Origin of the sequence: Legionella sp. km535 (assembly GCF_003990085.1) — a bacterium.
Lineage (GTDB): Bacteria > Pseudomonadota > Gammaproteobacteria > Legionellales > Legionellaceae > Legionella > Legionella moravica.
Genome location: NZ_RZGU01000001.1, coordinates 26,688 through 53,230, shown reverse-complemented (window position 1 = coordinate 53,230; position 26,543 = coordinate 26,688). Strand labels below are relative to the sequence as shown.

The window sequence follows — 26,543 nt, the reverse complement described above, 5'->3', positions numbered from 1 at the left end:
TACCCAACATTGATTAAATATTCTGATTTAGTTTATAAAGAAAATCTTTTAGTTTTCGTAAAAAAAATTGGATCTTGTTTGAAAGCTGTGATAGCCTGTTAGCAATATGTGACAAACTTTAATTCAAGTATGTTGCATAGGCAGTCGAATTCTTAGCTGCTATTCCCTAACAAAAATTTTCTCGGATATTCAATTCGTTTAAACAATAAATCAAGTGAGAAGTATGAATCTTAGTGAACTAAAGCAATTAGCTATTGCTGACCTCGTTAATATCGCCCAAGAGATGGGAGTTGAAAATACCTCCCGTTTGCGCAAACAAGACATTATCTTTGCTATTCTTAAAGCCCATGCTTTAAAAGGCGAAGACATCCATGGTGATGGTGTTCTGGAAGTTTTGACTGACGGTTTTGGATTTTTGCGATCCGCGGATGGTTCTTATTTAGCTGGTCCTGATGATATTTATGTCTCGCCGAGTCAAATTAGACGTTTTGGTCTTCGATCAGGTGATACCATTTCTGGTAAAATTCGACCACCTAAAGACAGCGAGCGCTACTTTGCTTTATTAAAAGTTGATCAGATAAATTACGACACGCCAGACAGTGCAAAACGTAAAATATTATTTGAAAACTTGACTCCGTTATTTGCGACGCAACGCCTGGTGATGGAACAAGGTAATGGCAGTACCGAAGATTTAACCGCAAGGGTTGTCGATCTGTGTGCACCATTCGGCCGCGGTCAGCGTGGTTTGATTGTTTCTCCGCCGAAAGCGGGTAAAACCTTGATGCTACAAAATATTGCGCGTTCTATAGAAAAAAACTATCCAGAATGTTACCTGATTGTATTGTTGATAGATGAGCGTCCTGAAGAAGTTACCGAAATGCAGCGTTCTGTAAAGGGTGAAGTGGTAGCCAGTACCTTTGATGAGCCGGCAAATCGCCACGTTCAAGTAGCCGAGATGGTTATTGAGAAAGCGAAGCGCTTGGTTGAACACAAGCGGGATGTTGTTATTCTTCTTGATTCCATTACTCGTTTGGCACGTGCTTATAATACCGTTGTTCCTTCATCTGGTAAGGTATTAACTGGTGGTGTTGATGCGAATGCTTTACAACGTCCAAAGCGCTTATATGGTGCGGCACGAAACATTGAAGAAGGCGGCAGTTTGACCATTATCGCTACGGCCTTGGTTGACACGGGTTCCAAAATGGACGAAGTGATTTATGAAGAATTCAAGGGAACCGGTAATATGGAGATCCATCTGAGCCGTAATATCGCTGAGCGTCGCGTATTTCCTGCAATTAACATTAATCGCTCAGGAACGCGTCGTGAAGATTTATTGCTCAGCCCAGAAGATTTACAGCGTACCTGGATATTACGTAAAATTCTGCAGTCCATGGATGAATGTGATGCCATTGAATTCCTGTTAGAGCGTATGAAAAATCATAAAACAAACGCTGAATTTTTTGATGCAATGAAAAGACAAGAGTAATTAAAAGTACTGTTTTGCAAGCAATAACCCAGCGTTGGATTGCTTGCCGAATACCAATTGCCATTAAGTCACGATTTTCGCCTCTATCCGTTCGAACTAAGGAGAGGCGGTAGCCTTGTCTCCAAGTCTTGTTAACCAGGCTTCGAGACTGGCATAAGTGCCCTCTCAACTCGAAGGGATTAAGGGTTAAATTGGAATTAAATAATGAAATCCTTTTGAGTTAAATCACTAATGAACTACTCTGATCTTAGAGACTTTATCGCACAACTCGAATCACGCGACTTATTAAAACGAATTGACTATCCCGTCTCGCCTTATCTTGAGATGACTGCCATCAGTGATCGCGTGCTGCGCTCTGGAGGACCTGCTCTGTTATTCACCAATACATCCAATCATCGAATGCCGGTTTTGACTAATCTGTTTGGTACGGTCGATCGTGTCGCAATGGGTATGGGTGAAGAGTCGATCACTGCATTAAGGGATGTTGGCAAATTATTGGCCGCTTTAAAGGAACCAGAACCTCCCAAGGGGATTAAAGATCTATTTAGTAAGTTGTCTTTATTAAAACCTGCCATGACTTTGGCACCCAAATACGTGAGTGGTGCTGAGTGTCAAACCCATGTATGGGAAAAGGATGAAGTAGATTTAACCATGCTGCCCATCCAAACGTGTTGGTCGGGTGATGTGGCGCCTTTGATTACCTGGGGAATGGTTACTACAAAAGGTCCGAACCAAACTCGCGAAAATATGGGAATCTACCGCCAACAATTATTGAGCAAAAATAAGTTGATCATGCGCTGGCTCTCCCATCGAGGTGGCGCTCTTGATTATCAAGCCTGGTTGAAATCGAATCCAGGCGAGCGCTTTCCCGTCGCAGTAACCCTTGGTGCGGATCCGGCATCTATTTTGGCGGCAGTAACCCCGGTTCCTGATACTTTATCTGAATATGCTTTTGCTGGTTTGTTGCGAGGGCAGCGTACCCGATTAACACGTTGTATTGGCAATGAATTGCATGTACCTGCCAGTGCGGAAATTATATTGGAAGGTTATATTGAGCCAGGTGAGGAGGCCCCTGAGGGTCCGTATGGCGATCACACCGGTTATTTTAATGAAGTACAATCTTTTCCTGTTTTTACTGTGGAGCGTATTACTCATCGTGATAAGCCGATTTACCTGAGTACTTATACGGGAAGACCGCCAGATGAACCGGCCATATTAGGCGTTGCGTTAAATGAATTGTTTATCCCGTTACTACAAAAACAATTCCCTGAAATAGTCGATTTTTATTTACCGCCTGAAGGCTGCTCTTATCGATTGGCTGTTGTCACCATTAAAAAAGAATACCCTGGTCATGCCAAGAGGGTTATGATGGCTGTCTGGTCTTTCTTGCGGCAATTCATGTACACTAAATTTGTCATTGTCTGCGATGACGATGTGGATGCCAGAAATTGGCAAGATGTGATATGGGCTATTACTACACGAATGGATCCGGCTCGTGATACAGTAATGATTGAGAATACGCCTATAGACTATCTGGATTTTGCTTCTCCTGTCTCTGGTTTGGGATCAAAAATGGGAATGGATGCAACCAGCAAATGGGCTGGAGAAACACAAAGAGAATGGGGCAGACCAATCCAAATGGATGAGGATGTTTTAAAAAAGGTAAATGGATATTGGTCTTCACTGGGATTAGATTAATGAATGAAAAAATAGTTCAGGCTCAGGTTGAAACCATTGCACCATTGACGGACAGTATCATGCGGTTGGTTTTAAATCCCGTTGAATATGTTTCATATCAGGCTGGTCAATATCTGCAGATTCTTTTGGGTGATGACGAACTAAGCTACTCTATTGCCAATGCTCCTTTAGGATCACACAAATATGAATTACATATTCGCCACAGTCATGAAAATCCTTACAATCAGCAATTGTTCTCTCATATAAAAGAACATGGAGAGGTTACTGTTCGCCTGCCTTATGGTCAGTGCAGCATCAATGAATTAGAGATCGATAGACCTATTTTGTTTGTTGCCGGAGGCACAGGATTTGCACCGGTTAAAGCAATGATTGAACAATTGTTAGCAACTTCAGATCCCCGTTCATTTGAGTTGATTTGGGGCGCTCGTTCACGAAGCGATCTTTATATGGATGAAAAAGTCACTCATTGGCAAAATCATGCCAGTCGTTTTAAGTATGTTTCACTTCTTTCTGATGAAAGCAAGGAGACGCTTGCTTCCTGTGTGCTGACTCGACATTTAAATGCTCTTAATGATTGGCAAATCGTACTGAGTGGTCCTTTTGACATGGTCTACAGTACACGTGATGTTTTAGTAAGTAATGGTGTATTGCCCTCTCATCTGTTTTCAGACGCCTTCGCTTTTGAATCCAGGTAAAGCGGTTTAAAAATAATCAGGATTAACTTAAAGGAGATGATTGATGGAGACCTTATATCAAATTTTAGGGGTTATTGGTGCCGTATTGATTGTATTTGTTTTGTATCGTGTCATTAAGGGAAGTCCTGAGCAATTCAGTAAAGAAAATTTAAGTAAAAGCTCGCTCACTATGGGTGTTTTAGCTCTGGTTTTAATTGGTTTTATTGCTTTGCTGGTTTTGATGTTAAGGAGTACCTAAGTCGCTTTTGAGTACTTCCGGGCGACGTCATTACTAATGAAGAGAGAGAGCTTTCTGCAATTGGTATCCTATCCGCATTTGAAAATCCTTCACTGCGTTCTGGATGACAAAGCAAGAAAAGAGGTCATCTGGAGCAAAGTGATAGCTCTTCTCTGATTGACACATTCTCCCCATTGGGAACTTATTCGCTATACATCTCAAGTATTTAATGTTTGGCATTAGTAATCCGATAACTCCCTTCCTGTTCTCTTAAATAATGATGAATATTGGGATTATTGATGGGCAGCTGGCTGGGATCTGCAATTAACATGCATTCCTCTACATAGGTTACCTGGCTGCTGTCATCAACTAATAGTCGATACCATGGATTACGTGTGGCAAATTGGCGTTGGCTTGCCTGAGGATTATATGTTCCTGAAGCCTGGAATATGGGATCCACATCCACCACAATTGCTCTGTAACGTATACGCGTATGAATCACCAAATCCCCAATATTAAATTTAGCAACTTTATCCATTTTAAGCACCTTTTGTGAGCTTTGTGATGAATGTATCGGTACATTGTTCAATAGCTTGAATTGAATTATGGGATTTAAGAGAAATTTAAAAATTCAGTAAACCAAATTGATTTAGGAGCTGAGTTGCCAACAGCCCCTGGCTATTGATCGTAAATCGGCATCTACATCATATGCGTAAACAGAAGACTAATTAGATTTTGATGCATAATACAAACGTGCTTCAATCCATCATTTTTATATGTCTTTTAAGAGATTAACTAATAAATCGATAGAATCAGCAAGCGTTATTTGCTCTTCTTCAGTTAAAACCTGAAGATTATCGTTCAATCTGTTATGCAGAAGATAAGGGGCAGCAGCAACAAACTCTTTTCCCTTTTCTGTAATATCAATATAAATAATACGGCGGTCTTGAATATCACGTGTTCGATTGACAAATTGTTTTTCTTCCAGACGGTCAATTACCCCCACAATAGTACTCATTGATAAATAAATTTTTTTTGAAAGAGAAGATATTGTCATTCGTCCATTTTCATAAATTTCATACAAACAGACTATTTGGGGGATAGTTAAACCATAGCATTTGTTTAATCTTCTGGAATGAAAATCCATCTGCTGCATAATCTTTCGTAAGGCAAGAATGATTCTTTTGGAACGTTGCTCTGACTGCTTGGCAATCTTTATATTGTTGTCTGGCAATTGATTTTCAGTATCACTCATGAATGATTCTTTACCTATTAACGGTTGCAATGAAGAAGTTTACCTATTACTATGACAAATACTTTGTGTACAAATCATATCAACAGATATCGATATTTAAGGACTTTACTATTGTATCCAAGTATTCAATATAACTATAGAACCATCCTCAAAAATAGTCTTGAAAATAATGTTCAATGCGCCTGTCTCACTAATAATTCTCAAAGATCACCAATTAAGGGAGGATTATCGTATGAATAATCAAATAAACAACCTTTTGAAATCAAAAATGAATACATTACAATTGGACAGTTACTCTCTGGAGGAAGAAGTTTATTTTAATAGTAATGGAGTATTAACATTAGGAGTTGAAATTGAGCTCCAGCTTATTGATCCTAAAAACTATAACTTATGTTCCAGAGCAACTGATGTTCTTAACGCTACAGCTCATCTTGAAAAAATCAAACAAGAATTTTATTTAAGTACTATAGAAGTGAATACAGATAAATGCCTTACTGCTCATGAGGTTGAGGACGATCTTTATGCAACATTCGAGTCATTACAATTAGCAACGAAAGATTTAGGAATTTTATTTTCTACAACTGGATCTCATCCTTTCTCTAAATACTCTGATTGGGTCGTATCTCCTACGACTCGTTATCAGGAGTTGATTGATCGCAATCAATGGCTTACACGACGCATGAGTGTCTATGGGTTGCATGTTCATATTGGCATGTCCAGTGGGGAAGATTGCATTCGGTTTAACAACTTTTTTATGTATTTTCTGCCTCATTTATTAGCTCTTTCTTCAAGCTCTCCGTTCTGGCAAGGCATAGATACAGGGCTAGCTTCTTGTAGACCAACTACCTATGAGGCGCTACCTACTGCAGGACAGCCCTATCATGTCCGAACATGGAAAGATTTTGAGCATCTATATAAGTCATTAAAATTATGCGGTTCAGTTAAATCACTTAAAGATTTATGGTGGGATTTAAGACCAAGTCCTGGTTTTGGAACATTAGAAATTCGGGTTTGTGATGGAGCAGCTACTTTAGCTGAAACACTTGCTTTAGTTGCCTTGATTCATACACTCGCTCATTGGTTCGCTGATAATGGAAGTTGGCTTGAATCAGTTGCTTATCCTCCTTATTGGCTTTCACGGGAAAATAAATGGAGAGCCATTCGTTATGGTTTGGATGCTGAGCTAGTAATGAATACTGAAGGTAAAACCAAATTGATGCGCGAAGACATTGATGAATGGCTTGAAAAATTAAAACCCTATATTGAAAAATTGCACTATCAAACATATTTTTCTACTTTAAAAATGATTATGAATTCAGGTACAAGTTCCGAACGGCAACGTAAAGTATTTGCTTATAATCATTGCCATAATGATATTGTGAAGCACAACGTTAGTGAATTTTTACTTCAAACTCCTCTATACCGACGTGAATCTGGTGTATCCCCTTAGTTGAATCAGGGCACAATTTAATTAAAAAATCAATTCGAGGAATACTTCAATGAAACAGGTAACCTATACATCAAAAAAATTGGGTAATGTACTCATCAAAAGTGAATTGAATCAGTATACAATTTGTTCAAACAGGGTGGAGGGCAGATCCCTTAATCAAGATGAAGAATCTTTTTTAATTGATAAATATACATCTCTTTTAGAGAATCCTGAAAATACAAAAATGTTTGGAGAGGGCAAGGTTTGGGATAGTGCTTCCATAAGAGAATTCATTCAGGATGAAACTAAACGTTGGAATTCTGGTTCTCAATTCTCTGTGCTTTCAATTTACCATTTAGCTACCCAAGAATTTATTGGTTATCTTTATATGAAGCATTGTCTAGATGATTTCTCCACTGTAGGGGGTGGTCATCGAAATGTCGGTGAACTCATTTATATTATTGATCAAGCTTTTTGGGGAAAAGGTTATGGGACTGAAATTGCAATCTTGGGGAAAAAATTTATAAAACACATAATTGCTGAAAGTAAGATTGATTCATTAGAGCGGAATATTAAAGAGATTGTTGCTACGGTTCATCCATCAAATGAAGGCTCAAAAAGAATTTTACAGAAGACATTGAAAAATCAGGAACCAGAGGAGTTTATTAAATTTGGTGGTCAACCACGGCTATTATTTTTTAAGCCGCTGAAAGTCATTGATGTCTCGGAGAGTAAGCCTATGGAGTTAATTTCTAAATTATAAAAAGAGAAATGGCGCGTGGTTTAGCCTGTTCGATAAACAAAGAGTTTTTCGTTGGATTTTGGGGGATGCTTGCATAGGCTGTTTAGCCTCAGAACAGATGCTGGCGAAATTTATGGAGGTAATGCCTAAAGCAGATAAAGCATTGCTATGGAGTTATTCCATTTGAGGCTGAGTGAGATTGAAATAAGATTAAACGAACACAATGGCCAGAATAATACCCAGCTCATACAGAAAACATAAAGGTAAGGCCAGCATTAATTGAGATAATACATCTGGAGGGGTAAGTAGCATTCCTACTGTGAAGGCGCCTACGATAATGTAGGGCCTGAGTTTTTTTAGTGTCAGTACGTCAATCAGGTTCAAGCGGACAAGCACAAGGCAGATTAGCGGTACTTGAAAGCTAAAACCGAATAACAGCAGCATTCGGGTAATAAAATCCAGGGTATATGCCATATCGGGCATCAACCGCACCCCTTTGGGAAGGGCATGGGCAAAAAATTGAAACATGAATGGGAGAATCAGAAAAAAGCAAAATACCACGCCGATTGCAAAAAGCACCAAACTGATAAGGATCGCTCCACGTAATTGATCTTTTTCATTTTTGTACAGACCTGGACTGATAAAGCGCCAAATATGGTATAAAGCAAACGGAGCACTGAGCAGCATGGCGGTATCAGCAGCAAGCTTAAGTGGGGTAAAAACAGAAGAGGTAATTTGAGTTGCGATTAACCCTTCCTGGTTAGGCAGGGATTTGAGCAACGGGGTCACTAACAAGTGAAACAGATCCGCTGCCATGAAAAAACAGATAAAAAATAGAGCGCTAAACCAGATTAAGGTATTAAGTGCCCGGCGTCTTAATTCCATCAAATGAATTAGCATAGATTCCGTTGACCTGGATAAATAGGTAATAGAATAAACTATAAATCTTTATCTTCCTATTGCCCGAATTAAACGGGCAACAGAATAAAAAGCCTGTTATACGATAGCGCAGGAGTCTCTATATTTAACCCCTACGACTTCAGGTCTTATTTCTTTTAAACGATTAAACTGATCTACAAAAACTACGGTCGGTACCATGGATGCACAATCTTCTTCCAGCACTTGCGTGAATGAGGCAATAATGATCAAATCTCCAGGGGTAACCAAGTGAGCTGCGGCACCATTAACACAAATATCGGTAGACCCCTTTTCCCCGGTAATGGCATAGGTTTCAAATCGGGTTCCAGCAGTAATATTCCAGACATTGACTGCCTCATAAGGAAGAATGTTTGCTGCTTTGAGTAATTCCGGAGAAATGGTGATACTGCCTTCGTAATCCAAATCGGCCTGGGTCACATAAGCGCGGTGAATTTTAGATTTCAGCATTTTTCTGTATGTCATATAGCAATTGCCTAAAATTAAGTGGAAATAGAAGGATGAGCACATCGCCCTTGTTCATTTTGGCCGATTTTACATCATTGTGCGTGGCCTAGGCCAGATAAATTTTATTGCTTAATGAATTAATTGATCTATATAACCCCAGGGTATAGGATTTACTTTTTGATTTCCTTTGGAAATTTCAATGTGAAACCTGAATGGTCAACAAACCCCGGTGGGCGCCTTTTTCTATTGGTTAAGAGGCCTTGAGGCAGTTTGTGACGGGATTAGGTGTTGGCAACTTTCTTGTCGATTTGATCTGAAATACGGAAAATACAAGGTAAGGATATAACAGTGCTAAAACATGTGATCAAAAAACTGGTGGTCGGTTTGATAGCAAGTGCTTCTTTGGTTATGGGGCATGCAGCCAAGCCATTATGGACGATTGAGCCAGATGCCTTATCTTCACCAACGGTCACATTGAGTGCAACAGAAAGCGCGACGATTCGCTACACGGTTACCAATCAGGCGCGTAAAACGCATCGCTTGCAGATGACACCTATAACCGGCATTAACGCATCAGGATGTGATTCACCGTTGGGTTATCAACAGTCCTGTGTCTTAAATTTGTATATAGATGGTGCAGCAATTTCAGGGACGGTCGTTGGTGGGCCTTTATTGTGTGATAATGGCAATAGGAATTTGTGTTATCAACCCAGTGCAAACAATATTTTACGTATTACCCGTACCAATCAATCTGCATCGACCATATCAATCTCAGGATTTCCTCTTTCATTAACACCAAATTCCTCTGGCTCTTTAATCGTGACGAACACAAGCAGTGCAACAGCCTTGGATGTTAAGGCCACCTTGCCCTCTGCTCTAGCGGCGGATGTGACCCAGGATGCGAGCAATTGTGCCGTTTTGACTGCCGGGTCGAGTTGTACTATTCAGTTCAGCGCCAATGGGCAAACCCATCCCCCAACCTCAATCATTATTGCAGGGAATAATACCAATTCGATAACCGGCACTATATCGGTAATCGCTGTGCCCCTTTCTGTGAGCGGCTCTCCTTTGTTATTAACTCAGAATACCAGCGGTTCTTTAATCGTGTCGAACACCGGAGACGCAACGGCATTGAATGTGATGGCTATTCTGCCTCCTGCCCTAGCCGCCAATGTGACTCAGGATGCGAGCAACTGTACTGTGTTGGTGGCCGGGGCGAGCTGCGCTATTCATTTCAAATCAAATGATCAATCCTATGCTCCAACCACCATTACCGTGGCGGGAATCAACACCATGTCGGTGAATGCAACCATGACGCTTGCCAATTCATACGGCAGTAATGGTGTTGTAAATGCGATATTATTTGATGCAGCCAATCAACTCATCTATATCGGTGGTACTTTTACTGAGGTTGGGCCGAATACAGGTACCTTTGTCCCAATTGATGCAACGACTGGATCTCTCGCCCAAAGCTTCCCTTCAATTGATGGATTTACGAATGTGGTGGTTTCTGATGGGAATGGGGGTTGGTACATAGGAGGGGATTTCACTCATGTAGCTGGCGTAGCACGCAACAGACTGGCTCGTATTTTAAATGACGGGACGCTCGATCCGGATTGGAATCCCGATGCAAATGCCTTGATTAATGACATTGTTGTCAGTGGCAGCACTGTCTATATAGCAGGAAATTTTACCACAATGGGAGGACAGACGCGTAATCGTTTGGCTGCCGTAGATGCAGCGACAGGAAGTGTTTTGTCCTGGAACCCTGATGCCAACAGTGCAGTTAATGCTTTGGGATTAATTGGCAGCACCCTCTATGCAGGAGGGGACTTTAGCACGATAGGTGGACAGTCACGCCCTTATCTCGCTTCAATAGATGCTACGACAGGAAGCGTCACTTCTTGGAATGCTCTTTGTAATAATCCAGTATATGCTATTGCGGTGAGTGGTAATACCGTCTATGTCGGTGGAAGTTTTACTACAGCTGGGGGGGTTGTTCGTAATCGCCTGGCAGCCTTTGTTCATCCATCTGGAGGTGACGCGGGCTTTAATCCTAATGCGAATCAGACAGTTTATAGTCTGGCAGTGAATGGAAACACCCTTTATGCCGGAGGCCGTTTTACTGTTATAGGTGCTCTTAGCCGTCCTCGCCTGGCTGCTTTTGATATTTTGAACGGTGGCAACACAACGGGATGGAATCCTATCGGAAATGATTATGTTTACTCCCTTGTGGCGAATAACAGCACCGTGTATGCGGGTGGAATTTTTACTACTATGGGAGGGCAGTCCCGTAATGGATTGGCAGCAATTGACGCTGGAACAGGCGCTGTAACCGGATGGAATCCGAAGCCAAACGGCGCTGTAGTGGCTCTGGCCTTAAGTGGCACTAACGTCTATGTAGGTGGAGCTTTTAATACATTAGGAGCACAGCCCCGCAACCGTCTTGCCGCAATTGATGCCGTATCAGGAGTTCTAACGGCTTGGAACCCTGGTGCTAATGGTTCTGTCTCTGCTTTAGCGGGCGGTGGCAGCACCATCTATGCTGGCGGAGATTTTACCACCATAGGAGCTCTGACCCGCAATCGTTTGGCAGCTATTGATGCTGCGACAGGGAATGCAACAACCTGGAATCCCAATGCCAATAGTACTGTGAGTGCACTCGCCCTGAGTGGCAGCACTCTTTATACGGGTGGAAATTTTACTTCAATAGGGGGGCAGAACCGTAATTATCTGGCAGCTTTTGACACTACGACCGGAAACCTTTCGGGGTGGGATCCTAATGCCAATGGCTCCGTTCTGGCGCTTTTAGACGATGGTAATACTGTCTATGCAGGGGGAAACTTTACTTTCATAGGCGCTTTAACCCGCAATCGTCTGGCTTCTATAAATGCTGGGACGGGAATTGCAACGGCTTGGGATCCTAATTCCAACAGTACGGTCAGGGCTCTTGCGGCGGGTGGTGGTTTTATCTATGCAGGTGGAGATTTTGCCTCAATAGGTGGCCAGCCCCGCAATCGTTTGGCTAAAATTGATGCCACAACAGGAATCCCGACCGTTTGGGATCCCAATGCCAACGGTAGCGTGAATGCGCTGGCTTTAAGTGGCAGTACCGTTTATGTCGGTGGAAATTTTACCTCTATAGGAGGGGGGACTCGCAATCGCTTGGTAGCGATTGATGCCAATACAGGACTTGCAACAGCCTGGGATCCCAATGGCGATAATTCGGTGAACGCGCTGGCCTTGAGTGGAAGCACCGTCTATGCGGGCGGTGCATTCTCTATAATCAATAATTTATCCTTGCCGCGTGTGGCTATTATTCCCATGCAGTTTAGCCCTTGATTGTTAGAGAGAAAAATAAACCATGCTGAAGGATGCATTTAATTTTAGCTACATTTTCAGCAAATGCATGCTATAAGTTTCTCAATCAATTGGCATGCAAAAAGAATATTAAGAGGCACTTTTTGCTGGTTTAAGGTGTTTCAGCATGAATAATAGTATTCATAGCTCGTCTGGCATTAGTAATCATTCCTTAAGCGCGTTATAATTTCTTTTTAACTGTTGAGGTGATAAAAGTGAGGCATAGCCCACGTAAGCGTTTTGGTCAGAATTTTCTGCAAAACAAGCATATTATTGATGAATTATTGCGCGCTATTAATCCTCAAGCTGATGACAATGTGTTAGAAATTGGACCGGGTCTTGGGGCATTAACTCAGCCTTTGTTGCGCCACTTGAACCAACTGACCGCAGTAGAAATTGATACGGATTTACACCTCTTTCTGGCCAATCTTCCCATAGCTCAGGGCAAATTAAATGTGATTTCTGCTGATGCGTTAACGGTTGATTACAGTCTGTTCGGATCACATTTAAGAGTGGTAGGAAATTTGCCTTATAATATTTCCACGCCCTTATTGATTCATTTGTTAGGTTATGCCTCTTATATAGAGGATATGCATTTTATGTTACAAAAAGAAGTTGTCGATCGAATGGCCGCAGGTCCCGGGACTAAAGCTTATGGCCGCCTGAGCGTCATGTTACAGTATCACTGCGAGGTCGAGCATTTATTTGATGTACCCCCAGAAGCGTTTGACCCACAGCCTAAAGTGGATTCTGCTGTAGTGAGGCTTATACCCTATCGCGACTCTCCTTTTGAGCCCGTTGATGTAGAACAATTAGAGCGAATTGTTGCCAGTTCCTTTGCCATGCGTCGCAAAACACTCACTAATAATTTGAAGGGAATCATTTCTGTAGATGAATTAAGTGCTTTAGGTATCGATGGAAGTAGAAGACCGGAACAAATTTCTGTTGCTGAATATGTTCAACTAGCGAAATTTATTTCCAAATAGTGTAAAATAAATAATATAGCATATTGGAGGTTGTTTTGTTTCATCGTCAACGAAAAAGCCCTTTGTCTGCGCAATCCAAATCAATTAAGGATTTAACGCGCAATGTATCCGCTACTCAATTTCTGCTCGATAATAAGCGTCAGGTATTATTACAAAAAATGAGGGAGTTGAGTGGTCTGGAAGAATCTCGATATGCGAGTTTATGCGAGGTTCTTATTGAGAATCTGGTCAACTATTGCCAATTTCTTCCTGAAACGACGAACAGCTATTACTCTCAACCTGGAGGCCTGGTCGATTACGCCCTGAATCGAACAGAAGCGGCATTGAGTCTATTTAAGGAATTTATGGTCCTTGACAAGAGCGGGATTTTATCTGAAGAACAGGTGCTTTGGCAGTATGCCTTATATTCTGCGGCTGTTTTACAAGGGATAGGTAAACTCTTTGTTGATTACAGCATTAATTTATTCGATGCAAACGGACAACTACTAAAACAATGGAATCCCTTGTTAGAGAGCTTGGTCAATACGGGAACTTATTATGATTATGAGTTCCAGAAAGAATCGGATCAGGATTTTCGTCGTCGCCTGAATTTACTGCTGGCAAGAGCTTTAATGCCGGTGAGTGGATTTACCTGGATTGCCTCAAATCCCCAGGTTCTGGCGGTATGGTTAGCTTTGCTGAATGAGGACATGCGTTCTGCAGGTACCTTGGGAGCTATTTTAATACGTGCAGATGCTATAGCCATTCAGCGATACATTAGTGAATTTATGGTGAAGGCTGGGGTGGGCCGCGTTGGACGTTATGGACGAGCGGGAACATTTGCAGGGGGAGTTCCTGCGTCTGTTGCAGAAAAAGAACAGGCAATAGGTGTCGAATTTATTCAATGGCTTACCAATGCATTGGCTGAGGGCAAAATTTTGATTAATAAGGCACCTTTATTTATGGTGCCCGGTGGAATGTTAATGTCGCAGGAAATGTTTCAATTATTTGTGAGAGAACATCCTGAGTATAAAAATTGGCAAGCCGTTCAAAATGGATTTTTATCTTTAGGTTTACACGGTCGTGGAATTGCAGGAAATGTTATTGGCCGATTTGAACAGGCTCATACTCAACATATGCAAACAGGGGTGGTTTTTACTGAGTTTGCGGTAGCCCTGCCATCAAACGTAGAGGTTCATCAATTGAACACTGGCAAGATCGAGTCCATGTCTGCAACGGAATTAATTCATAAAGCGCAATTTACCAGTCAGTTTACCCAGCAACAGAATGCTATAGTGGTTAGCCCCTTGCAAAAATTACCTGCATCAGGGCAATGGCAGAACATTGAGAATGACGTGTCTACCTTAATACCGGGAGCTAAGCGCGGTGTCTGATTATGCCATTGGAGATGTGCAAGGATGCTATGAACCATTGCAGCGATTGCTTGAATTGATCCAATTTAATGAGCGAGTCGACCGCTTATGGTTTGTCGGTGATCTGGTTAATCGTGGCCCGGCTTCTTTAGCGGTATTGCGGTTTATTAGCAGGTTGCCAATTCCTCCGATGATTACCTTGGGAAATCATGATTTGCATTTATTAGGCTCCTTATTTGGAGGACGACCCTGGAAAGGGCATGATGATACGATTCAGGAAGTTGTCAATGCTGCTGATGGAGAAGAGTTGGGACATTGGCTGAGAAAGCAGTCGATGCTGTGTTATTCACCGGAACTCAATGTCGTCATGTGCCATGCTGGAATTTCCCCATTATGGGATTTACCTAAGGCTATGTCTTTGGCAAAAGAATTGGAAGCAGTGCTTTCTGGCGATCATTATAGAGAATTTCTGGCACAAATGTATGGAAATAAACCGGACGTATGGTCAGATGATTTAACGGGGTTGGACAGATTAAGAGTCATTACCAATTATTTTACCCGGATGAGATTTTGTAATGACCTGGGGCGTTTGGAATTAAATTATAAGGGAGCAATCTCCAAAGCGCCTGCTCATGTGCATCCCTGGTATGAAGTTCCTGGACGTAAAGAAATTGAGGCAGACATCGTGTTTGGCCATTGGGCTGCTCTTATGGGCTTATGCCCCAATCCCAGAATCCATGCGATAGATACTGGATGCCTTTGGGGCGGTGAGTTAACCGCATTAAGGTTGCAGGATAAACAAAGATTTTCTGTTTCAGGTTAATTTTTAAAAACAACGGGCGATGAGATTGGTGAACTTTTTAATAAAAAAAATAGGGTTATTACAGATATTCCTGTTGTTTTTCCTGTTGGGTTCAATGACATACTCTGCAAGCGCCTCGAAGTTATCGCAATCTTTATATAAATGGGTCGATGATCCCTCTGCAGAAGCACAACGTGTTGAGCAGGCGGGGGCTCGGTTGCGAGAAGCGATCAACAATCCTGAATTGATGTTAAAAAACTGGATTGAGTTACCTACATCACCTGCCGCACGTAAAAAAACCATTCTGCGCTTGAGTATCAGAGAGGCCATTCTTTTGGCTTTACGATACAACCCCAATATCCAAAATGCTGAATTGGATCGCATTATTCAACGTTATCAATTACGTTTGGCACATAATGAATTTGAGTTGCAATATGCGCTTGGCGCTCAGGGAATGATCCAGAAAAGTACTTTTGATGGCGTTGGCACTTCCTCAACCAATACTTTTTTGGCAAGCCCTGAATTAGGCTTGAAAACCAAGTTAGGTACCAAAGGCTCTTTAGCTATAGATAACAATGTCGGAGTGAACAACAGTTATAATCCGGTGTTAAATTTTTCAGTAACTCAGCCGCTTTTACGTGGTTTTGGCTCATCTGTAAATGAAGCGGGACTCTTGGATGCCATGGATAATGAGTGGATTAATAAACTCAGCTTACAGCAATCAGTGGTGGATCAAATCACTCAGGTCATCATTGCCTATCGAGCGCTTATTTTAAGTGGTAATAACTTGCAAAATCAGCGTTTACAATTAGAAGAAGCAAAAAAATCGTATCAAATTAATGAAAAAAAAATAGAGGCCGGCCAGTTGGAACCTACTGGAAATATTCAACAATCCTATCAAATTGAATCGTTGAGTTTATTAGTGGAACAAGGTGAAAATGATTTTAAAACAGCTGCCCAGGATTTATTGCAAACCATAGGCCTTGATCCTGAAATGCATTTGTCAGTACCTAGCGATGTCACGTTGAACGAACTCGTGGTTCCTGATTTGCAACAATCTATTGATCTTGCTCTGAATCATAATGTTCAATACCTGGCTCACAAAATGGCTTTACGTGCCGATGAGCGAGCGTATAAGGTTGCAAAAAATCAACAATTATGGCAATTGGATTTATCAGCTAATGTACAAAGTGGCACTGTAAATGATGTTACTGGTACCAACACAGGGGTACGTGGTATTTATAATGGGAATAATATTACCGAATCAGCTCGAGTAACGCTTACTGTTCCACTGAATGATATAGGGCGTCGAAGTCAATTAATCAGCGCGAAATTAAAATTGGAAAAAGATCGAATCAATTTGATTGCCGCAAAACGTGCTTTGGTTACCCATATAACGAACACAATAAATAGCATACAAAGCTTGGCAAAACGCTATGAATTAGCTAAAAAACAGGTACAACTGGCGGAAAAATCATACGCATTGGAAAAGAAAAAGCAGCAGGCTGGCATTTCCAGTGCCTTGGATGTAAATAATACACAGAATCAGTTAATACAGGCGCAATCTGGTTTAATCGGTGCAAAGATTGCGTATCTTAATCAGTTATCAGCCCTGCAAAGGACTTTAGGAACCACGCTGGACTATTGGCAAATTAAACTAAGGTATGGCGGATGAATAAATACGTAAAAATTATTATGAGCTTGGTGGTAACCGGCATTCTGTCAGCATGCGGCAGCCAGGATAAGCCCAAAGCCAGCACGTTGAATGCTTATACGGTAAAACCTCAACCCTTGCATAAAACCTTGCATTTCACTGGAACCATTCAGCCTTTGCATGAAAGTACGCTGGCCAGTCCAATGGACGCAGTAGTTGAATCAATGAATTTTCATTACGGTCAGATGGTCAAGAAAGGCGATGTCGTGTTAACGCTGAATTCCACTGAATTGCAGAAGCAGTACAACGAGACGTTAACTGACTACCTTAAAGCCAAAGACAGCTATTCCATTGCCAAGGCTAAATTTATTGGGACTCAGGAGTTATGGGATGCTGGTCTATTATCTAAAAATAATTTTTTGAGTGAAAAATCTGGTGTCGATACTGCTCGGGTTACCTTGATGCAAGCCACCCGTAAGCTTACTGAGTTGCTGGAAAAAATGGATGAGAATAAATCCCAGAATTTTTCTGATTTGAGTCTGGCGGACTTTGAAAAGGTACGAACAATATTAACCTCAAACCATAATATTATTCGATTAAAAGCCCCCAGTGACGGGGTCATGTTGTATCCTCCAAAATCTGGAGAAGATAAATCGGCACGAGTAACAGTAGGTTCTTCAGTGAAATCAGGGCAAGTTATTGCTTTAGTTGGTGATTTGAAAGGCATTAGTATTGAGATCGACGTTCCTGAAATAGATATAGACAAGATCCGCCCCGGGATGAATGCAACGATAAGTGGTGTTGCTTTTGGTAAACATCAATTAAAAGGCACCTTGGTCGCCGTCAATGCACAAGCCTCAAATACCAGTGGTGGCGGGTTGCCGTCATTTACTGCAGTAGTCGAGGTGAAGTCTTTGACACCGGAACAACAACCCTGGATCAAAGTGGGTATGAGTGCAGCTATTGAGCTCAACGTAGCGAGTGATAATCAATTATTGGTTCCTATTGCTGCAGTAAAGCGAGAGAAGGGAAACAGCATTGTTAACTTAAGATTGGCTCAAGGCTCTATTGAAAAACGCATTATTACCACCGGCCCGGCGCAGGCGGATTCCGTTGTGATTGAGTCGGGTCTTAAAGATGGCGATGTGGTGGTTTATGACTAATGAACCCTTGATTACGCTCAGGGATTTGGTAAAAACCTATCAGCTTGAAGGGATTAGCAGTACTGTTTTAAAAGAGGTTTCCTTGACGGTAAATCAGGGGGATTTGCTTGCCATCGTGGGTGCTTCAGGTTCTGGAAAATCAACTTTGATGAACATTATAGGTTTACTGGATAAACCGGATTCAGGATCTTATATTTTAAAGAACAGGAATGTGGCGGGTTTAAGTGATGATGAATCTGCCGAGCTTCGCAATCAAAGCATTGGTTTTGTCTTTCAGCAGTTTAATTTGCTCCCTCGATTTACGGCGATGCAAAATGTCGCCTTGCCTTTGACTTATAGAGGTACGCCAGCAACGGAAATTAAGGAAAAAGTGATGCAGGTGCTCGAAAAAGTAGGGATGGCGCAATTCGCATCTCATCGGCCAATGCAATTATCGGGCGGTCAGCAACAACGAATTGCAATCGCCAGGGCTTTGGTCACGGAACCTCAAGTGATCCTTGCTGATGAACCGACAGGCGCCCTGGATTCGCGTACAGGCTCCGAAGTAATGAATCTGTTTTTAGCACTGCATGATGAAGGCCGTACTATTATCATGGTGACCCATGATGAACATGTCGCGGCACAATGTCGGCGTAGAATTACTTTAGCTGATGGAGTCGTCGTGGCGGAGTCTGGCCAATGAATTTTGTAAACCACTGTCAGCAAGCTCTGGTTAATTTAACTGCTTCAAAATTACGCTCCATTTTAGCGGTGCTTGGAATTTTGGTGGGTACTGCTGCGGTTGTTGCTTTAATCAGTTGCGGCCAGTTGGCTACAGAAAAAGCTCTGGCGCAATTCAAGGCATTGGGAACTGATTTATTAGCCGTTTCAGTGTATCAAAAAATGCCAAGTAAATCGCGCAGTGGTGAGGATTCCCTGTCCGTTGATCAATGGCAAAAATTGGCAGAGCAAATTCCGTATATAGTAAAAATTGCCCCATACAGTACTGCCTATCAACAGCTTAGTTTTCAAGGGAAACTGATGCAGGGGGTAGTTATTGGCGCAGATGAACATCTAGCTGAGATTGTGCATGTTGATTTGGCTCAGGGGCATTTTGTCTCTTTTGTTGAGTCGTTTGAACATTTTTGTGTGATTGGTGATGGATTGGCACAGCAAATAAAAGAAATCAGTATGGACGATCCGATTGGGAAACAGCTGCGCATCGGACAGTCTTTATACACCATTATCGGTATTGCACGTCATTGGAAAGAAAGCGGATTTTTTAATGAAGACATTAATCAGGCGGCAATAATTCCTATTGCAGGCATCAGTCTGGTGAGCAAAGACGCAAAAATAAATAACGCGGTAGTTCTTCTCAAACCCGATAGTCCTATAGATGAAGTCATTGATCAAATAAAACAGATGATCAGTTCATTCGCACCAAAATTAAGTATATTCCCACGCAGTGCCAAACAAATCATTGCCAGTATGGAAAGTCAGGGGCGTATATTCACCTTGTTACTTGCGGTTATTGGCGGTATCTCTTTGATTGTTGGAGGCATTGGGGTGATGAATGTGATGCTGGTTTCAGTCAGTGAGCGAAAAAAAGAAATAGGCATTAGAAAAGCAGTTGGAGCAAAAAACAGCGAGATTCAAGCCCTCTTTTTGGCGGAGTCTGTGATGCTCTCTTTGTTGGGTGGAATTCTTGGGGTGATCCTGGGGCTCATCTTTACCCGCATAGTGGCGTATTTTAGTGACTGGTCTTTCTCAATTTATTTACTTCCTCCTATAGCCGGTTTTTTAGTCTCTGCAGCTACGGGAATTTTCTTTGGTTTTTACCCTGCTCGTCGGGCAGCAAAGCTTGAACCTATGGCCTCATTACGAAGTGAATAAGCGAAACAACCCATGGCTATTAAAGCTGAGTTTGAGTTTTACTTAAGCTCGGGATGGATTGTTTATTATGCCTGAAAAAGCCCTATTTGCTGCTCACCATTGTTGTTATAATTTCAATCAGTTAAAATCAGTCTTTTAATTGATTTGGTACAGTATGTTATACGGGGATACAATTCAGGATACCAGACAGATGTTTTTTTCCAGTTGGAATAAATACCAACAAAAGCAACTGCTGAGTCCTTTGGAAAATGAAATCGTTCAGGTGATACTGGTTCATCCTGAATACCATAAAATTCTTGAGCAAAGCTCTAAATTTCAAGAGCAAGCTTATTACCCTGAATTAGGCGAAACCAATCCTTTTCTTCATATGGGGTTGCATCTGGCGGTACGAGAACAAATCAGCACAGATCGCCCTGCCGGAATTCGTGCTGTTTATCACGCTCTGGTCAAGAAATATAAAGACACTTTAGCTGTTGAACATTTAATCATGGAGCAATTAGCGGAGTGTTTATGGAGTTCTCAAAAAAATAATATGCCGCCTGATGAACAGCATTATTTGAATGCATTGTCTGGGTATATTGATGATAATCAGTTAAGATAAGTTTTTAACTATTCAACCAGGTTATTTATGAATAATCAGGAAAAATCGACTCATTTTGGCTTCAAATCCGTAGCCTGGGATGAAAAAGAAAAAAAAGTTGCGGATGTTTTTCATTCAGTCGCTAAAAACTACGATTTAATGAATAATTTAATGTCCCTTGGAATCCATCATCTCTGGAAACGATTTACGGTAGAATTAAGTCAGGTAAGACCAGGACAAACGGTTCTGGATTTGGCTGGGGGAAGTGGCGATTTAACTCGTTTGCTATCCAGGAAAGTTGGTGATAGTGGTCAGGTAGTTCTAGCTGATATTAATTCAGCAATGCTTAATGTCGGACGCGACCGATTACTTGATGAAGGTTTATTTAGAAACATTAATTTTGTTCAAGGGAATGCGCAATGCCTGCCTTTTGCGGATAATACATTTCATTGCATCACTATGGGTTTTGGTTTGCGTAATGTTACGGATAAAGAGGAAGCTCTGCGCTCCATGTACCGTGTCTGTAAACCTGGAGGCAAGCTTATGGTACTTGAATTTTCAACTCCAACTCTACCCGGGTTAAAGCCAGTTTATGACTGGTATTCGTTTAATATCTTGCCTAAAGTAGGCAAATTTATTGCCCAGGATGAAGAAAGCTATCAATATCTTGCTGAGTCCATACGCATGCATCCAAATCAGGATGATTTAAAAGAAATGATAGAAAAAGCCGGTTTTGAAGATTGCCAATATCATAATCTGAGTGGGGGCATTGTTGCCTTGCACGTTGCCTATAAATATTGAGTTTAATATGCTAAAAAAATACACCTTAAAAGCATTACAAAAAGCAATTAATCAGGCAATGAGCCTCGATGATTCAATGCGTGACAAACTGATTGCCCTGCATGGAAAAGTGCTGGAAATGGTTGTTGCTCCATTAAATGTTCGTTTTTTTATTCAATTCATTGATGGAGAAATGCAACTTCTGGATCAGTATGACGGACATGCGGATACGGTAATTCACAGCAATCCTATCGGTTTAATACGCCTTAGTTTATTGCCCCCATCAAAAGCACGCTCTTTATTCAATGATAAAATCAGGATGTCTGGTGATATTGAGTTTGGGCAGCAGGTAAAACATTTATTCGATGAGATGGACATTGATTGGGAAGGCCATCTAGCTCATTTTACTGGCGATGTGGTTGCCCACCAAATTGGTTCTTTTATACGCAGGGGTATGGAGTTTAAAAATCAATTTAGTGAATCCATGCGTCATAATGTCACCGAATTTCTTCAGGAAGAATTACGTATTCTTCCATCGAGAAATGAACTTGAAGATTTTTATAATGATGTCGATGAATTATCATTAAGTGTAGAGAGATTGCAGGCGCATGTGAACCAATTGTTGAACGATAATGAAACTCATTAATCGAATGAAGCAGTTATTTGATAGTCACCTGACTTTATCTATTAAAGTTACAGAAGCACTTTTAGCAATCTCCAAGCGAATCTCCAGATTACATTGTATATACAGTGTACAATGGAAACCAACATCACGATTATTAACTGATGAGTTGTCATGAAATCAATGAAGCAAATAATTCGCCTTATCCATATTAATTTTATTCTTGCTCGCAATGGATTGGATAACGTGGTCGTATCTCTTAGACTGTTCGCGCCCCTGCGCTTTATTGTTTATTTAAATCCATGGAATTGGTTGCGAAAGGAAAAGCTCACTCGAGGGCAAGCCCTGAGGAAGACTTTGGAAGAATTGGGCCCTATCTTTATAAAATTTGGCCAGGCTCTATCAACCCGACCCGATATACTTCCTGAGGATATAGCTAAAGAGTTAAGTAAATTACAGGATAAAGTTCCTCCATTCGCCAGTGATATTGCGATTTCCATGCTCGAACAAGCCTATGGGAAATCTCCTTATGAACTTTTTGCTCAGTTTGATTCTAATGCTCTGGCATCTGCTTCCATGGCTCAAGTTCATGCAGCCACTTTGAAATCAGGTGAAGACGTTGTTGTCAAAATTCTCAGACCGAACATGCGGCGTATTATCGAACAAGATATCAGTATTATGTATACCATCGCCAGGTTGGCCGATCGATACTGGCCCGAAAGTCGACGATTGAAACCTAAAGAGATAGTCAAAGAGTTTGAACATACATTACTAGATGAGCTGGATTTGCTGAGAGAAGCAGCAAATGGAGCTCAATTACGCCGTAATTTCAATAACTCACCGCTGTTATATATTCCAGAAATCTATTGGGATTATTCGCGTGACAATATTTTGGTTATGGAACGTATTCATGGCATACCCGTCTCTGATGTGGCCAGTTTGCGTGATAACCAGATTAATATCAAAAAACTTGCTGAACGCGGTGTAGAAATTTTCTTTACCCAGGTCTTTCGTGACTGTTTTTTCCATGCGGACATGCATCCGGGAAATATTTTTGTTTCTTATAAACATCCTCAGGAACCCCAGTATATTTGTATTGATTTTGGCATCATTGGTACTTTAAACGAAAACGATAAAAGGTACCTGGCGGAAAATTTATTGGCTTTCTTTAACCGTGATTATCGAAAAGTAGCCGAACTGCATGTTGAGTCTGGTTGGGTTTCTCGAGAGACGCGCGTTGACGAATTTGAAAGTGCTATTCGAACTGTATGTGAGCCCATATTTGAAAAACCTTTAAAAGATATTTCATTTGCTCAGGTTGTACTTCGATTGTTCCAAGTGGCACGACGGTTTCAAATGGAGGTTCAACCTCAGTTAGTTTTGTTACAAAAAACATTATTGGCTGTAGAGGGTTTAGGGAGACAGCTTTATCCCGATCTGGATCTGTGGGTCACTGCAAAGCCTTTTTTGGAAAAATGGCTACGCCAGCAGATTGGTCCAAAGAATTTCTTCAACCAATTAAAAGAAAATTTGCCATTTTTTACTGAGCAATTACCAAATATGCCGAAATTAATTTTCGATGTGTTGGAGTTGAAAAAAGCCGAATTAATCGCAAAAAAGAATCTTAACCATTCAGATGTGAACAGTCAGGAAGGTATGATTCAATGGAACAGCATTGGTATCGGCGTGTTGATTTCATTTCTATCGCTGGCAGCATTCGATTATCTTGATTTAATTGATTATCAGCAGATGACCCCCATAGCCTTAGTAGGGGCTGCTGTAGCAGGACTATTTGTTCTCATAAACCGTAAATTAAGGAGCTAAAATGGGATTAAGTGGCATCAGCCCTTTATCATTATTATTAATATTGGGAATTATTATAGCATTATTTGGGACTTCCAAATTGAAAACGATTGGCACCGATCTGGGGGAAGCCATAAAAAATTTTCGTAAAGCCATGAGCGATGATCACTCCACTGAATCAAAAAAGGATGATCAATCACTATGAGCAGTGGCGAGTTGTTAGTCACATTTGTTGTAGCAATCATTGTGTTCGGGCCATCAAAACTCCCTATGCTGGCTAATCATCTTGGTCTGTTCCTGCGTAAACTAAATCAATTAAAAGAACAAGCCGAAGTCTTTTGGCAACAACAACTCAATGAGATTCAATTGCAAGAAAATAAGCGTAAAGCAGAAATTGGAGATGAAGAGTATAAGAATATTGAATCCAAATCTGAATCGTGAATCCTATAGAGGTTTATGAATTGTGAATTTAAATGAATCAAATTTAGTGCTTAACACGATCATCCCTTGAACTCCTTTCCAAATACCTAAAAAATCGCATAAATTTACATTTTTGTAACATTCAGTTAACAATTCCTTAACATTCGTCTGACATAATTCTTCCAACTCAATGACAATTAAGACAGTACAGAAGGAGTGAACCAGCCCAAACAGCTGAAAATTGGAATGGGACAGGACTTTCGATATAGGGTAGGTGCCTGAAAGCTACATAATTCCAAACGTGTTTAAGACATACCAATTAGTTAATAATTTATTTACCTGAGGAGTCACGAATCATGGCGTTATCAGAAATCATTATCAACGATGTAGTGAAATATCAAACAAATGTTGTCATTAGCGAAGCCAATTTTCCTACTCTGCGTCAATACCTCCTGGAGCGGAAACCTTTATCGATCGTTACAAACGAAATTGACACATTTTTAAATGAACACTTCATTGCCGATAAACAAATGGTACTCGAGCAGCTTACCTCTGCTGCATGTGAGTCTCAAAAAAAGAGTGATGCTGAAGAGGTCATACTTGATAAACAGGAAAAAAACAGTGACGGCCTGTTAAGAACGAATTATGCCCAGGAAGTATCTACAGTACAAAACAGGTTGGCCCAGCTTGGAACTATGATCTATCAGCAAAACAAGTACAGCGCTCAACTGCAAAGCCAGCTTTCTGAATATCAAATAAGCCTGAATCAAGTTGAGCGGTCTATAGAGCGCATAAAATCTGAGCGTAGAGCGATTCAAGTCCTATACGTGGTAAGCCCCGCGCTTCCTCAACCTAATGTCCATGGGCATCCTCAAAATGGCATACAAGTGCCTAATTTATATCCCGTTGTTTATTCCATTCAAGATCAACTTGCTCTGGATGGTTTGGCTCGTGAGGAAAACAGACTGAATGACAAGCTTCACGGATTGAAAGAGGTCATTCGATTAAAGAGATCGGATTCTTTTCGTGAAGGGCAGCAATTGGGCGGTCTTCGCAATGAACAGAATCAGGCTGAAGCGCGTTTAAAATATTTAAGGCAGCAATTGGACGTTGAACTTCCAAAACGTGAACAACAAAGGCACATTAGAAATCAGGAACGGCTGGCAAGAGAACAAGCCCGAAAGACGGATGATCCTGATTTGATGCAACTGTCTCAGAAAAACCGTGAAGCACTGACTCAGAAAATTACTCTTAAAATTGATGAATTAAATAGATTAAAAGCTAAATTAGTACAAAGTGCCACGAACAACAGCTACTCCTTGTTTGTATCTCAACTTGACGAGGCATTGCAGGGCGCAACTCAGCTTAAGCTAGGTTTTTATGAGCGCGACACATTAAAAACAATCACAGGGATGATGAAAATTTACCTTGAGATGAGCGGTCAAGAACAAACACTGATTAAGTCCCTGGGTGAAGCGAGAAATACGTTACAACAACAGCAAAAATGGCTCCGCGAATGCACAGCGAAGTTGCAGCATTATGAGCGCTCTAACCCGCAATTAAGGCAGAGCAATAAGGAGCTTGCAGAGGAAAATGAACGGTTGAAACTGAATAGTAAATCAGTTGGTTCTTCGAGAAGCAATGCACTGTATGTTTCTCTTTTTGTTGGCGCCAGTGCTTTAGCCAGCGCTTCAATCATTGGATCGCTTGTGGTAAGTCCCTTGTATTTTGCGCTATCAGGAGTGTTGGCTTTAGCCACTGTAATTTCTTTAACTGTAGCAGTTGTGTATCACTTTCAAAAATCCTCCGCGGATAATCAGATGGCACGAAATGCAAAAACCATAAGCACGAATCAAGATCTTATTTTGAAACATAGCAGAGAAGCTGATGAATTACGTGAGCATACTCTCCCTGATCTCAATCTGAGTATTGCAGAATCCAGTCGACTTATTGGCGAAAAAGAAATTGAGCTAAAGGAACACCAGGTTGCGATGCAGCACTTGTTGGCTAAAGCGCAAAATGTAAATCAGTTTAATGGTGCTGCATTCCCGTTCTTTAGTGGTACTTACTCTGTTCACTCAATGCCTGTAACACCATCGGCTCCTGTTCTTGATATGCCTGAGAATGAAGTGGCTTCAGCTCCTTTATATCCCTACATTCCCGGGTATTTTAATCAACAACAGTAACTGGCTTATTGAAATCCATTGAGCAGAAATTTCTGTTCAATGGATGTTCCATTCAGCA

25 protein-coding genes are annotated in these 26,543 nt (G+C 41.2%); 21 read left to right on the top strand and 4 right to left on the bottom strand.

What is annotated here, in order from left to right; genetic code table 11:
- Nucleotides 1-223: 223 nt before the first annotated feature.
- The 4 genes from rho (at nucleotide 224) to ELY21_RS00205 (ending at nucleotide 4,117) form a co-directional block, all read left to right on the top strand.
- Nucleotides 224-1,486, top strand: a complete 1,263-nt coding sequence (rho, locus tag ELY21_RS00220) for a transcription termination factor Rho (RefSeq protein ID WP_028382861.1) — start codon at nucleotides 224-226, stop codon at nucleotides 1,484-1,486.
- A 231-nt stretch (nucleotides 1,487-1,717) separates the two neighbouring features.
- Nucleotides 1,718-3,184: a 4-hydroxy-3-polyprenylbenzoate decarboxylase gene (gene ubiD, locus ELY21_RS00215; RefSeq protein WP_127105782.1), complete on the top strand. Its 1,467-nt coding sequence runs from the start codon at nucleotides 1,718-1,720 to the stop codon at nucleotides 3,182-3,184.
- Nucleotides 3,184-3,879 (top strand): NAD(P)H-flavin reductase, encoded by a 696-nt coding sequence (locus tag ELY21_RS00210; RefSeq protein ID WP_127105780.1) that lies wholly within the window; start codon nucleotides 3,184-3,186, stop codon nucleotides 3,877-3,879. Before ubiD ends, ELY21_RS00210 begins: the two co-directional genes overlap by 1 nt.
- A gap of 43 nt (nucleotides 3,880-3,922) precedes the next feature.
- Nucleotides 3,923-4,117 carry a hypothetical protein gene (locus tag ELY21_RS00205; RefSeq protein WP_028382858.1) on the top strand — a complete coding sequence of 65 codons (195 nt, stop codon included), beginning with the start codon at nucleotides 3,923-3,925 and terminating at the stop codon, nucleotides 4,115-4,117.
- 205 nt (nucleotides 4,118-4,322) lie between these two features.
- Here ELY21_RS00205 and hspQ read toward each other — a convergent pair whose 3' ends face one another.
- Nucleotides 4,323-4,634: a heat shock protein HspQ gene (gene hspQ, locus ELY21_RS00200; protein WP_127105778.1), complete on the bottom strand. Its 312-nt coding sequence runs from the start codon at nucleotides 4,632-4,634 to the stop codon at nucleotides 4,323-4,325.
- Nucleotides 4,635-4,868: 234 nt separating this feature from the next.
- Complete coding sequence (locus tag ELY21_RS00195) at nucleotides 4,869-5,351, bottom strand: MarR family winged helix-turn-helix transcriptional regulator (protein WP_127105776.1); 483 nt, start codon at nucleotides 5,349-5,351, stop codon at nucleotides 4,869-4,871.
- 268 nt (nucleotides 5,352-5,619) lie between these two features.
- On the opposite strand from ELY21_RS00195, the gene ELY21_RS00190 reads away from it, so the two are divergent.
- Complete coding sequence (locus ELY21_RS00190) at nucleotides 5,620-6,801, top strand: YbdK family carboxylate-amine ligase (RefSeq protein WP_370272416.1); 1,182 nt, start codon at nucleotides 5,620-5,622, stop codon at nucleotides 6,799-6,801.
- A 49-nt stretch (nucleotides 6,802-6,850) separates the two neighbouring features.
- On the top strand, nucleotides 6,851-7,543 hold the full coding sequence (locus ELY21_RS00185; protein ID WP_127105772.1) for a GNAT family N-acetyltransferase: 693 nt from the start codon (nucleotides 6,851-6,853) through the stop codon (nucleotides 7,541-7,543).
- 189 nt (nucleotides 7,544-7,732) lie between these two features.
- Here ELY21_RS00185 and tatC read toward each other — a convergent pair whose 3' ends face one another.
- Nucleotides 7,733-8,422: a twin-arginine translocase subunit TatC gene (tatC, locus tag ELY21_RS00180; RefSeq protein WP_127105770.1), complete on the bottom strand. Its 690-nt coding sequence runs from the start codon at nucleotides 8,420-8,422 to the stop codon at nucleotides 7,733-7,735.
- 96 nt (nucleotides 8,423-8,518) lie between these two features.
- Nucleotides 8,519-8,923 (bottom strand): aspartate 1-decarboxylase, encoded by a 405-nt coding sequence (gene panD / locus ELY21_RS00175; protein ID WP_127105768.1) that lies wholly within the window; start codon nucleotides 8,921-8,923, stop codon nucleotides 8,519-8,521.
- 330 nt (nucleotides 8,924-9,253) lie between these two features.
- On the opposite strand from panD, the gene ELY21_RS00170 reads away from it, so the two are divergent.
- From ELY21_RS00170 to ELY21_RS00100, 15 genes are all read left to right on the top strand, one after another.
- Complete coding sequence (locus ELY21_RS00170; RefSeq protein ID WP_127105766.1) at nucleotides 9,254-12,247, top strand: hypothetical protein; 2,994 nt, start codon at nucleotides 9,254-9,256, stop codon at nucleotides 12,245-12,247.
- 233 nt (nucleotides 12,248-12,480) lie between these two features.
- Nucleotides 12,481-13,251, top strand: coding sequence for a 16S rRNA (adenine(1518)-N(6)/adenine(1519)-N(6))-dimethyltransferase RsmA (rsmA, locus tag ELY21_RS00165; RefSeq protein WP_127105764.1), 771 nt, complete (start codon nucleotides 12,481-12,483; stop codon nucleotides 13,249-13,251).
- Between the two features lie 35 nt (nucleotides 13,252-13,286).
- On the top strand, nucleotides 13,287-14,624 hold the full coding sequence (locus tag ELY21_RS00160) for a TraI domain-containing protein (protein WP_199741602.1): 1,338 nt from the start codon (nucleotides 13,287-13,289) through the stop codon (nucleotides 14,622-14,624).
- Nucleotides 14,617-15,426, top strand: a complete 810-nt coding sequence (locus ELY21_RS00155; RefSeq protein WP_127105760.1) for a symmetrical bis(5'-nucleosyl)-tetraphosphatase — start codon at nucleotides 14,617-14,619, stop codon at nucleotides 15,424-15,426. Before ELY21_RS00160 ends, ELY21_RS00155 begins: the two co-directional genes overlap by 8 nt.
- 94 nt (nucleotides 15,427-15,520) lie before the next feature.
- Nucleotides 15,521-17,080: a TolC family protein gene (locus ELY21_RS00150; RefSeq protein WP_127106166.1), complete on the top strand. Its 1,560-nt coding sequence runs from the start codon at nucleotides 15,521-15,523 to the stop codon at nucleotides 17,078-17,080.
- Complete coding sequence (locus ELY21_RS00145; RefSeq protein ID WP_127105758.1) at nucleotides 17,077-18,222, top strand: efflux RND transporter periplasmic adaptor subunit; 1,146 nt, start codon at nucleotides 17,077-17,079, stop codon at nucleotides 18,220-18,222. The genes ELY21_RS00150 and ELY21_RS00145 overlap by 4 nt, the downstream gene beginning before the upstream one ends.
- On the top strand, nucleotides 18,215-18,904 hold the full coding sequence (locus tag ELY21_RS00140; RefSeq protein WP_199741601.1) for an ABC transporter ATP-binding protein: 690 nt from the start codon (nucleotides 18,215-18,217) through the stop codon (nucleotides 18,902-18,904). The genes ELY21_RS00145 and ELY21_RS00140 overlap by 8 nt, the downstream gene beginning before the upstream one ends.
- Nucleotides 18,901-20,094, top strand: a complete 1,194-nt coding sequence (locus tag ELY21_RS00135) for an ABC transporter permease (protein ID WP_127105756.1) — start codon at nucleotides 18,901-18,903, stop codon at nucleotides 20,092-20,094. Before ELY21_RS00140 ends, ELY21_RS00135 begins: the two co-directional genes overlap by 4 nt.
- 154 nt (nucleotides 20,095-20,248) lie before the next feature.
- Nucleotides 20,249-20,695: a DUF1841 family protein gene (locus tag ELY21_RS00130; RefSeq protein ID WP_127105754.1), complete on the top strand. Its 447-nt coding sequence runs from the start codon at nucleotides 20,249-20,251 to the stop codon at nucleotides 20,693-20,695.
- Nucleotides 20,696-20,722: 27 nt separating this feature from the next.
- A complete protein-coding gene (ubiE, locus tag ELY21_RS00125; RefSeq protein ID WP_127105752.1) occupies nucleotides 20,723-21,475 on the top strand; it encodes a bifunctional demethylmenaquinone methyltransferase/2-methoxy-6-polyprenyl-1,4-benzoquinol methylase UbiE in 753 nt (250 codons plus the stop codon).
- Nucleotides 21,476-21,482: 7 nt separating this feature from the next.
- The gene (locus tag ELY21_RS00120) at nucleotides 21,483-22,100 is read left to right on the top strand and encodes an SCP2 domain-containing protein (protein ID WP_127105750.1); all 618 of its coding nucleotides are present in this window, start codon (nucleotides 21,483-21,485) and stop codon (nucleotides 22,098-22,100) included.
- Between the two features lie 150 nt (nucleotides 22,101-22,250).
- Nucleotides 22,251-23,900, top strand: a complete 1,650-nt coding sequence (ubiB, locus tag ELY21_RS00115) for a ubiquinone biosynthesis regulatory protein kinase UbiB (RefSeq protein WP_127105748.1) — start codon at nucleotides 22,251-22,253, stop codon at nucleotides 23,898-23,900.
- 1 nt (nucleotide 23,901) lies between these two features.
- Nucleotides 23,902-24,084, top strand: a complete 183-nt coding sequence (gene tatA, locus ELY21_RS00110) for a twin-arginine translocase TatA/TatE family subunit (protein ID WP_127105746.1) — start codon at nucleotides 23,902-23,904, stop codon at nucleotides 24,082-24,084.
- On the top strand, nucleotides 24,081-24,320 hold the full coding sequence (locus ELY21_RS00105; protein WP_127105744.1) for a twin-arginine translocase TatA/TatE family subunit: 240 nt from the start codon (nucleotides 24,081-24,083) through the stop codon (nucleotides 24,318-24,320). Before tatA ends, ELY21_RS00105 begins: the two co-directional genes overlap by 4 nt.
- A 335-nt stretch (nucleotides 24,321-24,655) precedes the next feature.
- A complete protein-coding gene (locus tag ELY21_RS00100) occupies nucleotides 24,656-26,485 on the top strand; it encodes a hypothetical protein (protein ID WP_127105742.1) in 1,830 nt (609 codons plus the stop codon).
- The last annotated feature ends 58 nt before the right edge of the window (nucleotides 26,486-26,543 follow it).

What these genes read in the sequence shown, in the direction of transcription:
- rho (WP_028382861.1), top strand. Translation starts at nt 224, where the DNA reads ATGAATCTTAGTGAACTAAAGCAATTAGCTATTGCTGACCTCGTTAAT.
- ubiD (WP_127105782.1), top strand. Translation starts at nt 1,718, where the DNA reads ATGAACTACTCTGATCTTAGAGACTTTATCGCACAACTCGAATCACGC.
- ELY21_RS00210 (WP_127105780.1), top strand. Translation starts at nt 3,184, where the DNA reads ATGAATGAAAAAATAGTTCAGGCTCAGGTTGAAACCATTGCACCATTG.
- ELY21_RS00205 (WP_028382858.1), top strand. Translation starts at nt 3,923, where the DNA reads ATGGAGACCTTATATCAAATTTTAGGGGTTATTGGTGCCGTATTGATT.
- hspQ (WP_127105778.1), bottom strand. Translation starts at nt 4,634, where the DNA reads ATGGATAAAGTTGCTAAATTTAATATTGGGGATTTGGTGATTCATACG.
- ELY21_RS00195 (WP_127105776.1), bottom strand. Translation starts at nt 5,351, where the DNA reads ATGAGTGATACTGAAAATCAATTGCCAGACAACAATATAAAGATTGCC.
- ELY21_RS00190 (WP_370272416.1), top strand. Translation starts at nt 5,620, where the DNA reads ATGAATACATTACAATTGGACAGTTACTCTCTGGAGGAAGAAGTTTAT.
- ELY21_RS00185 (WP_127105772.1), top strand. Translation starts at nt 6,851, where the DNA reads ATGAAACAGGTAACCTATACATCAAAAAAATTGGGTAATGTACTCATC.
- tatC (WP_127105770.1), bottom strand. Translation starts at nt 8,422, where the DNA reads ATGCTAATTCATTTGATGGAATTAAGACGCCGGGCACTTAATACCTTA.
- panD (WP_127105768.1), bottom strand. Translation starts at nt 8,923, where the DNA reads ATGACATACAGAAAAATGCTGAAATCTAAAATTCACCGCGCTTATGTG.
- ELY21_RS00150 (WP_127106166.1), top strand. Translation starts at nt 15,521, where the DNA reads ATGACATACTCTGCAAGCGCCTCGAAGTTATCGCAATCTTTATATAAA.
- ELY21_RS00145 (WP_127105758.1), top strand. Translation starts at nt 17,077, where the DNA reads ATGAATAAATACGTAAAAATTATTATGAGCTTGGTGGTAACCGGCATT.
- ELY21_RS00140 (WP_199741601.1), top strand. Translation starts at nt 18,215, where the DNA reads ATGACTAATGAACCCTTGATTACGCTCAGGGATTTGGTAAAAACCTAT.
- ELY21_RS00135 (WP_127105756.1), top strand. Translation starts at nt 18,901, where the DNA reads ATGAATTTTGTAAACCACTGTCAGCAAGCTCTGGTTAATTTAACTGCT.
- ELY21_RS00130 (WP_127105754.1), top strand. Translation starts at nt 20,249, where the DNA reads ATGTTATACGGGGATACAATTCAGGATACCAGACAGATGTTTTTTTCC.
- ubiE (WP_127105752.1), top strand. Translation starts at nt 20,723, where the DNA reads ATGAATAATCAGGAAAAATCGACTCATTTTGGCTTCAAATCCGTAGCC.
- ELY21_RS00120 (WP_127105750.1), top strand. Translation starts at nt 21,483, where the DNA reads ATGCTAAAAAAATACACCTTAAAAGCATTACAAAAAGCAATTAATCAG.
- ubiB (WP_127105748.1), top strand. Translation starts at nt 22,251, where the DNA reads ATGAAATCAATGAAGCAAATAATTCGCCTTATCCATATTAATTTTATT.
- tatA (WP_127105746.1), top strand. Translation starts at nt 23,902, where the DNA reads ATGGGATTAAGTGGCATCAGCCCTTTATCATTATTATTAATATTGGGA.
- ELY21_RS00105 (WP_127105744.1), top strand. Translation starts at nt 24,081, where the DNA reads ATGAGCAGTGGCGAGTTGTTAGTCACATTTGTTGTAGCAATCATTGTG.
- ELY21_RS00100 (WP_127105742.1), top strand. Translation starts at nt 24,656, where the DNA reads ATGGCGTTATCAGAAATCATTATCAACGATGTAGTGAAATATCAAACA.